This window comes from Rhodococcus sp. YH1, from assembly GCF_009939605.1.
Classification (GTDB): Bacteria; Actinomycetota; Actinomycetes; order Mycobacteriales; family Mycobacteriaceae; genus Rhodococcus; species Rhodococcus aetherivorans.
On the sequence record NZ_WVTE01000291.1, the window covers coordinates 30270 to 43823 of the forward strand.

At 68.3% G+C, this 13554-nt stretch carries 12 protein-coding genes; 3 read left to right on the top strand and 9 right to left on the bottom strand.

The genetic code is table 11. From position 1 onward, the window contains the following. Positions 1–38: 38 nt before the first annotated feature. The 3 genes from AIIKEEIJ_RS31285 to AIIKEEIJ_RS31295 all read left to right on the top strand — a co-directional run bounded on the left by AIIKEEIJ_RS31285 (position 39) and on the right by AIIKEEIJ_RS31295 (position 2626). Entirely contained in the window at positions 39–1157 is a 1119-nt protein-coding gene (locus AIIKEEIJ_RS31285) for a hypothetical protein (RefSeq protein ID WP_161996040.1), read from the top strand. A 333-nt stretch (positions 1158–1490) separates the two neighbouring features. After that, positions 1491–1841 (top strand): hypothetical protein, encoded by a 351-nt coding sequence (locus AIIKEEIJ_RS31290; protein ID WP_029547237.1) that lies wholly within the window; start codon positions 1491–1493, stop codon positions 1839–1841. Next, complete coding sequence (locus tag AIIKEEIJ_RS31295) at positions 1838–2626, top strand: hypothetical protein (RefSeq protein ID WP_029540258.1); 789 nt, start codon at positions 1838–1840, stop codon at positions 2624–2626. Before AIIKEEIJ_RS31290 ends, AIIKEEIJ_RS31295 begins: the two co-directional genes overlap by 4 nt. A 97-nt stretch (positions 2627–2723) precedes the next feature. Here AIIKEEIJ_RS31295 and AIIKEEIJ_RS31300 read toward each other — a convergent pair whose 3' ends face one another. Genes AIIKEEIJ_RS31300 through AIIKEEIJ_RS31340 form a run of 9 tightly spaced genes read right to left on the bottom strand, consistent with a single transcriptional unit; the run spans position 2724 to position 13424 of the window. Further along, entirely contained in the window at positions 2724–3224 is a 501-nt protein-coding gene (locus tag AIIKEEIJ_RS31300; protein WP_010596717.1) for a DUF4913 domain-containing protein, read from the bottom strand. A 4-nt stretch (positions 3225–3228) separates the two neighbouring features. Beyond that, on the bottom strand, positions 3229–5220 hold the full coding sequence (locus AIIKEEIJ_RS31305; protein WP_010596718.1) for a type IV secretory system conjugative DNA transfer family protein: 1992 nt from the start codon (positions 5218–5220) through the stop codon (positions 3229–3231). Positions 5221–5235: 15 nt separating this feature from the next. After that, positions 5236–5784, bottom strand: coding sequence for a hypothetical protein (locus AIIKEEIJ_RS31310; protein ID WP_010596719.1), 549 nt, complete (start codon positions 5782–5784; stop codon positions 5236–5238). 14 nt (positions 5785–5798) lie between these two features. Continuing rightward, the gene (locus AIIKEEIJ_RS31315) at positions 5799–7430 is read right to left on the bottom strand and encodes a peptidoglycan DD-metalloendopeptidase family protein (RefSeq protein ID WP_161996039.1); all 1632 of its coding nucleotides are present in this window, start codon (positions 7428–7430) and stop codon (positions 5799–5801) included. After that, a complete protein-coding gene (locus tag AIIKEEIJ_RS31320; protein ID WP_161996038.1) occupies positions 7427–7741 on the bottom strand; it encodes a hypothetical protein in 315 nt (104 codons plus the stop codon). Before AIIKEEIJ_RS31320 ends, AIIKEEIJ_RS31315 begins: the two co-directional genes overlap by 4 nt. After that, complete coding sequence (locus AIIKEEIJ_RS31325) at positions 7738–9498, bottom strand: ATP-binding protein (protein ID WP_161996037.1); 1761 nt, start codon at positions 9496–9498, stop codon at positions 7738–7740. The genes AIIKEEIJ_RS31320 and AIIKEEIJ_RS31325 overlap by 4 nt, the downstream gene beginning before the upstream one ends. A gap of 19 nt (positions 9499–9517) precedes the next feature. Further along, positions 9518–11023, bottom strand: a complete 1506-nt coding sequence (locus AIIKEEIJ_RS31330) for an SCO6880 family protein (RefSeq protein ID WP_161996036.1) — start codon at positions 11021–11023, stop codon at positions 9518–9520. Beyond that, on the bottom strand, positions 11020–12591 hold the full coding sequence (locus AIIKEEIJ_RS31335) for a hypothetical protein (RefSeq protein WP_443217108.1): 1572 nt from the start codon (positions 12589–12591) through the stop codon (positions 11020–11022). Before AIIKEEIJ_RS31335 ends, AIIKEEIJ_RS31330 begins: the two co-directional genes overlap by 4 nt. Continuing rightward, positions 12582–13424, bottom strand: a complete 843-nt coding sequence (locus AIIKEEIJ_RS31340) for a hypothetical protein (RefSeq protein ID WP_161996035.1) — start codon at positions 13422–13424, stop codon at positions 12582–12584. The genes AIIKEEIJ_RS31335 and AIIKEEIJ_RS31340 overlap by 10 nt, the downstream gene beginning before the upstream one ends. Positions 13425–13554 lie beyond the last annotated feature (130 nt).

Here is a 13554-nt window from a genome sequence, read left to right on the forward strand (position 1 = left end):
TACGACCCCCGACCCCGAATGGCACAAGGAGAAGGACGATGGCGGACAACGACCAGAAGCGACGGTTTCTGCGCAACCGCGGACGGTCGGCCCACCCCACCGACGCCTCGATTCCGCCGTTCTCGGAGACCGTGGCTCCGGCCGGTGTGCCGGCGGTGCCGCAGCGCAGGCCGGCCAGGGCGCAGGCCACCCAGGACGTTGTCGACCTCGTGGGTTTTCTCCGTGCAGCGGAGAATCGACGCGCTCAGGGCCGGCCGGCACCCACACCGAAGTCGATGCGCGACGTTCTCGGTGCGTTCCGTGGACAGCCCGCGCAGCAGACCTCCATCCAGGTTCTGGCAGCGGCAGCGACCACTCGACACCTGGGCGCGCAGGCGCAGAACACCCGCAGGTGGGAGCGGTTGGCGCAGGAGAATGCTGCGCGACTCGAAGCGCTGCGAGCACAGCAGTACCGGCAAGAACAGCAGCGGTACGTGCAGGTGCAGATGCGCCCGGACGAGATCGACCGGCTCATTGCCGAGCGACAGGCTGCCGACCGGGACGCCGACAAGCGTGTCTTCGACGCCGCTGCGGCGGTCGCGTTGAGCTACGTCGCGGCCAAGAGTGTGCCGTCGTTCGACAAGCTCGCCGACCTGTCCGCCCAGCACCTCGAGGTGGTCGAACCCACCGCGGACGTGCCGGCCTCAGTGGCCGAAGCCTTCGCCCGCGCTGCCGACGCCGACACCGTAGAGATGAACTTCGACAAGGACGCGGACGGTTCGCTCGCGCCCGGCGGCCCCGATGCACGCACCGAACCGGTGGTCGACGGCCACGAAGCGGATGTGTCCGACCAGCTCGAACGGGTCGAAGCGCCCGCACCCACGGACCGTGGGGATCTGGGCAGGATCGGGGCGGTGCTCGAGTCCGCCGGCCGGGGTCTGGCCACCGCGGTCGGCCCGATCAACGGTGACGACGAAGTCGCCCCTCCCCTGTCTCCGGTCAACCTGAACCAGCTCAGTCAGGAACTGCTCGATGCGATCGGTGCTGCGATGAGCAGTCACCCCCGGTCGGTGGCCGAGATGCTCAACATCGAACGCCGACCCGACCACACCAACGAGGCCGCGTTTGTTCCCGCGATGGGTATCGAACACAGCCAGGAAGCAACACTCAGTTGCTGATCGTGATGGCTATGCCGTGCCGGGCAGATCCGGAACCGAGGGCAGGACTGCGCGAGCCTGATTGGATCGCTCAGCGAGTGCCATCAATCTGTAGAGGAAGTGGCCGCTACGAGTCTGAGCATCTCGCTCTCCAGAATGGCCACGGCTTCGCCTTCGCGCGCGTTGGAGTCCATGTGCGCTCCTATTCGGAGAAAGGACGCTCCGGTGTCCTGTGGCGGCGGGGAGCTCAGACCTGCTTCGGCACACCGAGGTGGACATGAAACGGCTGTACAGTCCACCTATCATGGGAAGGGCCAGGGCCGAGTGTGGGAAGTCAGAGTAGGGGTGGGACAGATGAGCGTCGTCACGCCGAAGACCCTGCGTCAACAGCTCGTGCAGTCCGCGGTCCTGGACAAGATCGTGACCAGCGGCATCTCGATCGACACCGAACCCGTGCGCCGCAGCCTCCAGACGATCCGCCGACAGGTCAACCGCAGTCCGCTGATGGACCGCTACATCGATCGCTGGGACAGGATCGTCCGCGACAACGATATCGACGGTATCCGCAAGATCGTTGAGTCGGACGATGACACCAGCCGGGAGATGCGGAATCTGTCCCCGCTGTCGGTGCTGCTCAGCGAGGACGAACGCCGACGCGTGCTCACCGAGTTCGGAACCCGGTTCAAAGCCGGCACGACACGGTGAATCGGGAAGAACTCGGTCGCGCGATCAAAGCTGCGTGCGCCAATCTCGACGAGCCTCGTGTGATCGTCCTCGGCTCTCAATCAATCCTCGGTAGCTTCGATACCGATGAGCTGCCCCCTGCGACCTTCCTGTCCCGTGAAGTCGATATCCTGCCGTTGAGTGGGATCACGGACCCGCCCTCGGTCGAGGACAAACTTCTGTTGCTCGATGCCCGGCTCGGCGAGGACTCCCCTTTCCACACTGCCTTCGGTTTCTACGTCGAAGGTATCCACAAGGACGTCGTGGTCCTGCCGACGAACTGGGACAATCGGCTCGTCCACTTCGTTGTCGACGACGACGCATCCAGCCTGTACGGCCGGGCCGGGCTGTGTCTGGACCCGGTGGATCTGTGTGTGGCCAAGACGATCGCCGGTAGAGAAAAGGACTACGAGTTCGTCGCGGCACTTGTAGCGGAACAACTCGTCACGGCCGCCGACATCCAGGCCCGGATAGCCGGCGGCATCGACTGGCCGCCGACCTACACCGAAAACAAGGAACGGTCCCTTGCCAGGGCTCAGAGCTGGCTGGACTATCTGTCGAGTTCGGCTGCGGTGCGTCCCGACGGAGGCGCCACCACACCCATGTCACCGCCGACGGCTGGACCCGACATCACTGCTGCACTCCTCGGGCATCCGCGCCCGATCAAGCAGATGTTGAGTCGAAGGACCCGAGAGCCGAACAGCGCGGGACCGGAGCTTCCCGATGACGGCCCTGTACGAGAGGCAGGGCCCGACCTGTCGCGTTGACGGCCTCGCCGTCGGCGAGGCAGCTGTGTTCGGCATCGACCGTATCCATGAGATGCAGCACGAAGGAACGACATACGCTCGATCCTGCTCTCATCACTCATCGTTCGTTCTGCCTCGAGAGTGCGTCGAGGACCGTTGGCGGTACGGGATCGGAGGGCATGGCCGGCCAGCCCATGAAGCTGCGGTCGGCTTTGGCGTTGGCCATCGGTCCGGTGTCGCCGTCGAGGATGACCCGCAGGTGGGGTTCGAGGTGCTGTATCCACCAGGAGGACATGGCGGACATCGAGTCCGAGGCGCGTGCTTCTTCCCATGCCTGGTGCAGTGCGGCCAGTCGGGCGAGGACCTCGGGGTAGGCCCACCACCGCGGGTCCCAGGACATGCCGCCGTCGTTGTCGCTGATGCGGCGGCGGATCACCGGCAGGAAGAACCCTTCGACGAACTCGACGACATTGGCGAAGGCCGGCTCGATGATCGCTTCCTCGGTGTCGTCGGGCTCGTCCTGGTAGTCCTGCGCGACAGTGTCGTCGTACGCGTCGCTGTCGGGTGCTTCGTTGTTTGTGTCCCACGCCTGGGATGCGGCGGTGTCGAGGGCAACCATGATGTCAGTCCTTCGTCAGAAATTCGGAGTGGAAGAGCGCGTGGGCGCGAGATTCGGTGGTGGGCTCGGGGCCGGTGACCGTCGGTGGCTCGCCTGCGCAGTGTTTGTCCAGCAGCACCGTGGCCACGGGTTCGGGCTGGTCGGTGTATCCGACCGGCAGCGCTTTCTGCCCCGCTGCGGCGAGCTGGTTGCTCTCGCGCTGGGACTGGCGGATCGCCTCGGCGAACGGTAAGTCGCCCCAGAAGGCTTTGCGGACCAGGATCGGGGTGGCGCCACCGATCGTGACGAGGGCGCGGGTTTTCGGTAGTGCTCGCAGGTCCCGCTTTTCGAAGATGGTTTCCTTCTGCCAGCTGCTCGACACGCTCGCCTGACCGCCCGGGAAGAAGCCGGCGGGGCGACTGCGGGATTCGGTGTCGACGTAGTGGGTGCCGACGGCATCGACCAGGCCGGACAGGAAGGCGTCGTCTTCGACGTTGCCGCCGTACCAGATCACGCTGCACGCATCGACCATGGCTTTGAACGCTTCGCGGCCCCAGACCTTCTCCCCTTGGGAGGGGGACTGGAAGAAGGTGATGAGGATGATGCCGCGGCCGCCGAAGTGTGAGTACCAGCGGGGCAGGTCTTCGAGCTTGCAGATGTTGGCGGCCTCGTCGAGCACCGCCGTCAGCGGGAGCGGCATCCGTTCCGATTGCTGCTGCTCGGAGTATTCCTCGGCGCAGGTGAGGATCTGGCCGACCAGGGCACTCGAGATCGCCGAGGACGAGCCGGGCCCGTCCTTCGACATCGCGTACATCGTGTCGGTGCGCTTGACGAACTCGTCGGCGAGGAATTCCGGCAGGTCGTGAACGCGGCGGCCGGGGGTGACGGTGACCTGGCCGTTCGTGTCGGTGCCGATGACCACCCGGCGGTTCGGCAGGACCGCGTCGGCGTAGCGAGGTTCGTCCAACGGGGACAAAAAGCGGCGGGCCATGTCGTAGAAGCCGTCGCGTTGCTTGGCGTTGACGGCCTGCTTGCCGCGCATCGTACGGGCGAGTTCCGGGTAGCCGTACTGCTCGAGCACCGCCGGGGGGATCTGCGATTGGGTGTGGGTCAGCCACTCGACCACATGTCGGATGTCCCCGCCGGCCAGGGCGGCGGCGAGCAGGTAGGAGGCGAACAGGTCCCGGGCGTTGCCGTCGAAGTAGGCATCGACCCGGGCACCGGCGTCGGTGGCGGCGGAGATGAAGTAGCCGCACACCGCCGCAGCGGAGGGCAGGTCGGTGACCGTGCGCAGCGGGTTGAACCAGAAACTCGCGCGCTGCTGCCGGTTACCGGTGCTCACCCCTTGCAGGTCGAACACCCATACCCGCCCGCTCTGGCGGCGGAGACCGACGGTGTGCGAGTACACATCGCCGCGGTTCGAGGCCACCAGCGCCGCTCCCGGGGCGTGGCAGATCGCCGGGATCGCGAAGCCGGCGGATTTGCCCATCCGGGCGCCGGCGAACGCGATCGCCACGAACTCCCAGGTCATCCGCACGGTGCGACCCCCGACCACGGTGTCACCGAGGGGGATACCGAGGTAGCCGGGATGATTTTTCGGGATCGCGGGGGCGAGCCGGTCGGTGGAGGCGGCGAGGTACGTCGGGTCGGCCTCGTCGACCTCCTTCGGGTCGACCATCGTGCGGGCGAGACGATCGATGCGCTTTTCGAACTGCTTGCCCTCGAGCGTCTCGAGGACCCCGAACCGGCGCAGCGCCCACCAGCCTGCCCCGGCGACCACCGCCAGCAGGACCAGCTCGACACCGAGGACGATGGTTGCCCCGGCCGGCCAGCTCGTCGCCCCCAGTGCCAGAGCGAACAGCAGGCCGATCGGATTCCAGGTGGGGCGGTTTCCCCCGCCGGTGTTGTAGGCGATCGTCGGCAGGTACGCCACGACCACCAGGACGGGAAGTGCCTTGAGGAACATCTCGTCGGCGCCCGAGGAGGTGCGGGGCCGGTCGCGTCGCGTCTGTGCCATGGTCGTGCGCCTCTTCTACTGCTGGTATCGGTAGCCGGTCAGTCGCCACCCGTCGTCGGTGCGGACGGTGGTGGTGCGCCAGGTCTGGGGTGTCAGGCGGGTGCTGCGCCCGCTCGCGTGCAGCACCGTCTGGGTGCAGGTCACGTCGATGACGAGGGTGCGCATCCCGGCCGGTGCGGCCGGGGTCGACTCGGCCCGCACACAGGTCGCGGCCACCGCGTCCTTCGACGCCGCCCACTGCTGCCAGTCCGCATCCGGGCGCACCTCGGCACGGGTGCCGGATTCGGCGACGGCGAGCAGGTCCCCGCCGAGATACGCCTTCGCCCGGAGCAGCGCGTCGGCCTTGCTCTCATCGATCGCGGGCTGCCAGGACAGGATCATCCCCATGGCGGTGATCGCGGTCTGGTCGGCGCCCGTCTGCTGGGGCGAGAGCGACTCGATCACCTGGTGGTCGTCGCTGCCCTCATGCACGTGCTGGCCGTCGGGGGTGTCGCTGCCACAGCCCGCCAACGCGACGGCGGCCGCGGTGCACACCGCCGCGACGGTGATGCGTGTGATCCTCACGGGCGTACCACTTTTCACTGGTCGCTCATCGCCCGGTACTGCGGTTCGGCGGCGATGATCGTGTCGGCGTAGGGGCGGGTCTGGACCACGTAGTCGGTGTGCCCGGTCGGGAAGCCCCCGGAGGCCAGGACCGCGCCTTCGCCGGCGTTGTAGCCGGCCAGGTACAGCTCGGTGCGCCCGTTCGGTGCGGAGACCACCCCGTCTGCGATCGCGCCGTCGACGGTGGCGGCGATGGTGCACATGTAGTGGCCCTGGGCCATGACCGCATCGCCGATGCTGTTGGGATCGACCGTCCCGTCGCCGTCGTAGTCCTGGCCGTAGGACGCCCACGTGCCGGGCATGAATTGCGCCGGTCCCCTCGCCCCGGTCACCGACACCGGAGCGTCGGTGCCGTGGCGGAAGCCGTTCTCGGCGGCGAGCTGGGCGGCGAGCAGCGACGGTGTGATCTGCGGGCAGATCGACCCGGCCCGCTCGAGCCACACCGCGAACTCGTCCGGCACGGTGCCGTCGGCGAGCCGATCGCCCAGTCCCTCACCGGAGACGAGGCAGTCCGCGGCCGCGGCGGTGGCGTTGCCGCGGCCGCCGGGCAGCGCTCCCCACGACACCAACCTCTCGTCGGTGCCCTGACCCCGGACGCTGATGTGCACGTGGTCGTAGTGGTTCTGGGTTTCGCTGCCGCGGTCCTCCATCAGGCTCGGGGCACCCCCGACGGGGTAATAGGTCTGCCGCCAGATCACGTATTCGACATTGAAAGCATCCGCGTTGGCCAGGATGTAGTCGGTGATCTCGTCCCCGAGGGCCACCCCGTCGCCGGAGCGGTGGTGCGGGATCATCACATCGATGGCCCGGCCTTCGGTGTGGTCGGTGGCGTAGCCGCCGTCGGCGCGCCACCCGCCGATACCCGCGATCCGGTCGCCGAACGTCAGGTGGGCTGCGCGAGCGACCTTTTTTGCATCGACCTGTAGGCCCTGCTCGGAGCCGGCCGACGGCGGCAACGGCTGCGCCAGATTCCCCTGGGACGGGACCGGCGGCACCGGGGTGGTCGGCCCGGCCGAGGACTGTCCCGGGGCGGGGGCGGCTTCGTAGTACGGCAGCGGATCCACCGCTTCGGTGCCCCAGCCGCCGGGCCAGAGTTCCCAGTGCAGGTGCGGGCCGGTCGACTGGCCCCGGTTGCCGAGGGTGGCGATCTGCTGACCGGCGCGGACCTGCTCACCGACTTCGACGGTGTAGGTGTCGATGTGTCCGTACACGGTGGACACCAACTGCCCACCCTGCACATGGTCGAGGACCACCCACTGCCCGAACCCGCTGGCGGGGCCGGCATGGCGCACCACCGCGTCGGCCGAGGCATAGATGGGGGTGCCGACGGCGCCGGCCAGGTCGATGCCCTGATGCTGGGTCCCCCACCGCTCACCGAACCTGGAGGTGAGGGTGACCGCGGAGGGATCGACCGGCTTGAGGAACGAGCCCCTCGGGGCGAGCCGGTCCCCCGACCCCACACCCGAACCGGGGCCGAGGCAGGTCGTGCCGTTCTCGCGGTCTTCCTCGTCCGCAATTCCCATCACCAGCACGAGGAGCAGGAAGAACGGAATGAGCGTAAGCGCCAGGATCAGCGCGATCAGCCCGGTGCCCCCCTTGCCTGTCACCGCAGACTCAGACCCTCGACCACGACCCCGTGCGTGCGCGCCAACGCCCGGTTCAGCTCCTGCGCCAGCGCCAGCTCCGCTTCCAACGCGGCGACATCGCGTTCGGTGCGGCGCGGGCGACGGCCGGAGCGGTTGACCCAGCCCCGCACCGTCGTCTCGGCCACATCCAGCTGCGCCGCGGCGGCTCGCGTCGCGGCGGTGAAGCTGTCCCCGGCCTGCATGCGCTGAAGGACCGCCTCGATCGCGGCCTCACGGGTGAGGTCATCGACCAGGGTGTACCGGCGAGTGCCGGGACGGCCACGCCGGCTCATGCTGCGAACTCCGTGCCCCGGTCTTCGTCGGCGGCCCGCAGACGGGCATCGGTGTCGTGAATCCCGGAGTCCTTCTCCGCCTGGGGCACCCACACCTTGAACGGGGTGCCGGGTGTCGCGCCCTCGCCGAGCTTGAGCAGAAAATGCCCGACTCCGGCCGCGGTGCGCGTGCCGTCCGCCACGCCGGGAGCACCGTCAGCCGAGGCCAGCGCCTTGCGGCGGGCTTGGCGCAGTGTCTTCTTCTCGTCCACCGAGGAGGTGGTGTCGTTGGCCCAGCCGGTGACCATCGCGCGTTCTGCCTGCGAGAACTTCATGAACTTACCGAGGCGGTCGAGTTCGGCCTCGGGGACCGGGCCGATGATCCGGGCGCGGGAGCGTTCGATCATGCCCAGCGCGCCGACCTTCTCGAAGTCCGCGAGCGAGTGGGTGACCAGCGTCATCGCCACGCCCATCGACCGCTGCAACCGCTGCACCGCGTCCAGGCGCGCCACCGCCGAGCTGCCGGTCTGGATCACCTGCCACACCTCGTCCAAGATGATGTGGGCCGCGATCGACTTCGCGCCGGGCACCTGGTTGTCGGCCAGGATGTGCGCCGCCTCCACCGCCGCGAACGCCTCGTTCCATCCGGCGAGCAGCACCGCAGCCCGCATCAATTCGTCCCCCGGCGGCACCGAGGACATGTCCAAATCGACCATCGGTTTGGTGAGGTCGATGCGCACGGTGCTGTGCCGGTTGAAGGTCTCCCCGAACCGGCCCTTGACCAACGCGCGCAGCGAGCGCAACAGCGGTTTGATCTGACCGCGGTATTCCTCGGCGGTGTCGGCCACCGCGTCGTCCCTCAGCTCCTCGGGGCCGGTCGAGATCAGCGTCAGCAGGTCCTCGATCCGGGCCGCGTGGTCGTTGTCGAACTGCGAGCCCGGTGCGTAGAGCAGCCGGATCGCCGAGGCGAGCAGGGTTTCCTCGAAGTCCTTGAGCGGGCCGCGGCGGACGATCTCGAGCAGCGCGCAGATCATGTTGAGCTGGCGGGCGTGCAGTGCGAACTCGGCCTTCTCCCGCTCCAGGGAGCCGGCGGGCAGCCTCACGATCGCATCGCCGATCGGGCCGCGGTCGAGCGGGTTGATCGCGCCGGTGCCGTAGCCGACCTCGCTGACCTGCCCGCCGACCTGCTCGGCGAGCACCCGCAGGTCCGGCTTGACGTCGCCGGGCACGAGCACGAGCGTGCCGCGGGCGATGTCGCCGAGGGCGATGCGGCGCAGCAGGGTGGATTTGCCGAAGCCGTTGAGGGCGCAGATGAAACACGACGGGGCGGTGATCGCCTTCATCTTCCAGGCGTAGAGCGGATCGAACCCGACTGCGGCGCCGGTGGTCAGGTGCCGGCCGAGCGGGGTGCCCAGCAGCGGGGCCTTCGCGCCGACGATCCACGGGTAGATCCCGGCGACCTGCACACTCGTGCCGCGGTATTCGACCGGGGGCATCACCGTGGACATCCGTCCCCCGCCGGGGCCGTCGAATCCGCGGGCGTCGAGATCGGCGACCTGTCGGTCGAAGCCGTCGGTGTTGATTCGGGTCAACCGCTCCACCGTCGCCCGGCGACTGTACTGGCGGGTGACCAGGCTTTTCTTCCATGCCTTCTTGAGTCCGGTTGCGGTGGCGGCCTGCTCTTCGAGGCGGGAGAGCTCGTCGTCCGGCAGCAGAGTCTTGGCGATCTTCTCCGCTGTGAGCAGCCGCGACGATCTCGTGGCGTTGCGTGCACTCATGCCTATAGCCCTTTGCGTGTCAGTTGCTGAGGAAGCTGGGAATGGTGGTGTGGTCGGGGGCGAGGACCCCGACACCGAGGCAGGCCGCGAACGCTGCGGCCTGCCAGCACCAGGAGCGGCGGATCGTCAGCCGGCTCTGGCGCGAGAGGTCTTCGATGAGGGCGTCGATCTTCGGCACATCGGCGCTGCCGGCCGGTTCGGTGACGGTGATGAGCACCCCGAAGCGCACCATGCCCGCACCGCGGGCCTGCTCCATGCGGGCTTGCGAGGTGGCGGCGACCTCGATCTGCGACTTGGCCGAGGCGATCGAGCCGTTCTTGAGCGAGCCGCCGTGGGCCTCGGCCATCGCGTTGCGGTAGTCGCGGTCGGCGATGTCGGTGGCATCGCCGGCCGAATGCGGCCGGTAGAGCACCGACACCCGCTTGAGCGGCACCGCCTCGTTCGGCGCCAGCAGGCGCGCCAGCACCCGTTCGGTCACCGCGCCCTTGGGGGCCTCGCGCATCTCCCAGGTCACCGAGACTGCGCCGTCGTGGACGTATTTGCCGCCGTCCGGGCTTTCGTGGGCGGTGCGGGGACCGCAGTCCTCCCAGGTCAATCCGGTGCCGTCGCCGGAGTGCAGGCCGGTCTCCACGTCGACGAGCGAGGCCGGGTCGTAGGAGCGGCGCACGAACGCCATGATCTCGTCGGCGTCCATCGGTGAGCACGGCACCCCGGACCGTGCCGCGGCCGCGGTCAAGCCGGGCAGCCGGCGGCCGAGCTCGACGGCCTGCTCGGAGGGGTCCTGCCTGCGCTCGGTGGTCTTGGCCTCGAAGGTGAGCGCGATCCGCGCAGCCAGACGGATCCCGCCCGTGGTCAGCCCGGTGGCGAGCTGGTAGGCCGCGTCGCGGGCCAGCTGCGGGGCATCGGCGCGGGTGTTCTGGTGGACCGTCTCGTACAGCTCGATGCCGGTCTCGGGCAGGGTTTCGACGGTGGTGACCACCGCGAGGATGTCCGAGGTCTCCCCCGCCGCGGACAGGAACTGCGCCCAGTTGCCGACGTAGTGGTCGATCACGTCCTGATCGACGGCCTCCGCACCTTGCGGGTAGGCGTCGAACACGACCGTGTAGGCACCCCGGCTGGGCATGTGGATCATCCCGAAGGTGCGCCCGTCCGAATCGATGCCCTCGTACAGCTCGGTGTCGGCGAGCACCCCGGGCAGCCGGTACGCCCGGCCGGGAACGCGGGAGAACGTGCCCGAGGCGTAGGTGTGCTCACCGCGACGGCGGCCGCGCCAGAACTGCAGTCGCATCAGTGCCCTTTCGTAACCGGAACGCCCGTCACGGGAGATGACCAGGGGGATGAAGCACACGATCACCGGGATCGCCAGCAGCAACGACACCCGCAGGCCGAAGAACAGACCCGCGATGATGACGGTGGCTGCGGCGGCGATCGCGGCGATCGAGGTGCCGAAGGTGGCACCGAGCAGGCCCGTTTCGCGGGGTCGGCGCCAGTTGCCGTAGGTATGGAAAGTCGGTTCGCCGCTCATTGCTCGAATCCCCCTCGGTGGAATTGGTGGCCGGCCCCCGATGCGACAGGGGCAGCGGAGGCTGCGTTCTCCGGCGATCCCTCGCTGGGGGTTCCGGTCGCATTGCCACCGGGTTGCCCACCGGCTCCCCCACCAGAGGCACCCGAGGTGTTGCCCTGCGGAGTTCCTTGCTGATTGCCCGCCGGGCTTGCACCTGCGGCACCGAAGCCGACCGGGGCACCGGAGGGAGGAGCCCCACCCCCAGGAGGCGAACCATCGTCATCGCCTCGCTTCGTCGCAGTGAATGCTGCGCCGGACACTGCGCCACTGGCACCGCCGCTGGCGATCATCCCGGCGGTTTTCGCGCCCGCACCGACCACACCCGCCAATCCCGCGGCGGCCGCCAGACCGCTGCCGCCGCCACCGAGTGCGCCGATGTTCGGGACGATCAACCGCATCAAGGACGGCAGGACCAGGGCCGCGGCGCACAAGGTGATGACCCCGGACAGGGCCATGAACCCGTCGCCGTTCTCGGGGTCGGTGATGGTCGGGGTGGCCTCGAGGAACAGGATCGCCGAGACCCCGATCACGAACGCTCCGACCGGTTTGACCAGCAGGAACGCGATCGTCCAGGCCAGCATCTTCTCGTATGCCTGGCTGCCGACCTTGGTGCCTCCGGCCGCGCCCGCGATCGGCAGCGCCGCTGCCATGAGCACGAGGATGCCGGTGCGCAGCAGCATCAAGAACGCCATCATCAACCCGCCGAGCATGCCGATGATGCCGATCAGGAACAGCAGGCCCACACCGGCCGGACCGGAGTACAGGTAGATCGACACCATCGCTTCGGCCAGGCGGGACGGATCGGAGCCGACCGCACTGTCCATGAACCAGGCCGAAATCTGGTCGGACAGTTCGGTGCCGAGCACGATCAGCGTCGATGCTCCCCCGGCGAGCACCGCCGCACGGGCCATCTGCCTGAGGCCCTCTTCCGAGGTGTCGCGGATCGCCCCCGACCGGGCCAGCGCCAGACGCCCGCCGAGCAGGATCAGCGACAACGACAAGGCGGAGACCTGGATGTAGAAGGTGTAGTCGTTGACCGTGGCCACGGTCCTCTGGAAGGTGTCCCCGTCCATCTCGGTGCCGGTGATCCACCACCCGAGAGCGAACTTCAACACCGCCACACCGGCATTACCGATCCACAGCGCGGTCTTCTCGACCGCGCCCGCAGCGGCGTCATTGATGCCGTCTTCGATCGCGCCCGTACCGGCATCGACGACGTTGCCGGCTGCGTCCACGCAGTCGGGAATGTCTACATCCAAGACCATCTCGCCCAGCGCGCCGACGACGTTCCCGGCGGTGCTGGCGCAGCTCAAGGCCCCAGCACCCGTTTCCAGCCAGTCGAAACCCAAGTCCCCATCGCCCTGTTCCTCGACCTCGGCACTGTCGATGCTGCCCCCGGACGAATCCCCCGAGGGCTCGGAGTCCTGGGCGAAGGCCGCACCCGCTGCGCCGATGCCGACGACCATGACAGCGCAGAGCACGGCAACCAGCCGAAGAACGACTGGGGGCAGGCTGCGGTTTACCACCACTGCTGCCACCCTTCGGACGACACCGGCTCGAACTCGGTACCAAAAGCGGTCGAGTCCAGCTGGACAACCCAACCGGTACCCTCGCGCCACACCACCGGAATCTTCACCACCCTGATCTCGGTAGCCCCGTTCGGCCGCTCGACGGTGGCGCCGAACTTCACCAGGGTCAGATCCGGATGGAAAGTCACGTTGACCATCGGCATCACCGCAGTCGGCGTGTCGTCGGCCAGCCTGACTCCCGACAACTGTCCGGTCGGGTCCGACACCCGGCCTGCTTCGGTGACCATCTCGACCCGGTTGTCCCCGGCTGCGACGTACCCGATGTAGTGGGCTGCAGCCAGCGCCGCTCCCTGCGCCGTGTGCGAAAATCCGGTGGCGACACCGTTGTCGGTGAACCCGGTGGGGCCGTCGGAGGTCGAGAACGGAAGATCCATGTTGCCGTGGATGCGCTGGAGCATCACCCCACTCGGTGCCTGCTCGACCGGCCGGTTCCCGGTGGCGAGGGTGTCGGACAGGATCACCCCGTGGGGGTCGAGCGGCACGTAGATGACGCGGTGGAGCTTGTCGAAGACGGGTTCCGGCATGAACTGGAGGTCGTCGAGTCGGGCGGTGGCCCCGTTGTCGGTGGTCGGGTCGAGCGAGACCAGCGGTTCGGCATCGTCACCGCGGAAGAGCATCACGATGCTCAGCACGAGACCGACGACGACGATCACGGCCACTGCCGCCAACCCGTTGGTGAGTTTCGTTGCTGCCGAGGCGCGCTCGTTCTCGGCGCCCTCGAGTGAGGAAGTGTTCGTGTCCCCGGTCTGGCCGGTGGTGTTCTGCTCGGTCACTTGCGGGTCTCCTCGAGGTCGACCAGCTCCGACGGCAGCGCGTCGAGGGCGGTGATGGTGGCGGTGTCGTTGCTGGGCAGGTTCAGCCGCCAGTCGTCGTCGATCCACACCACCTGGGTGGTCGCGGAGG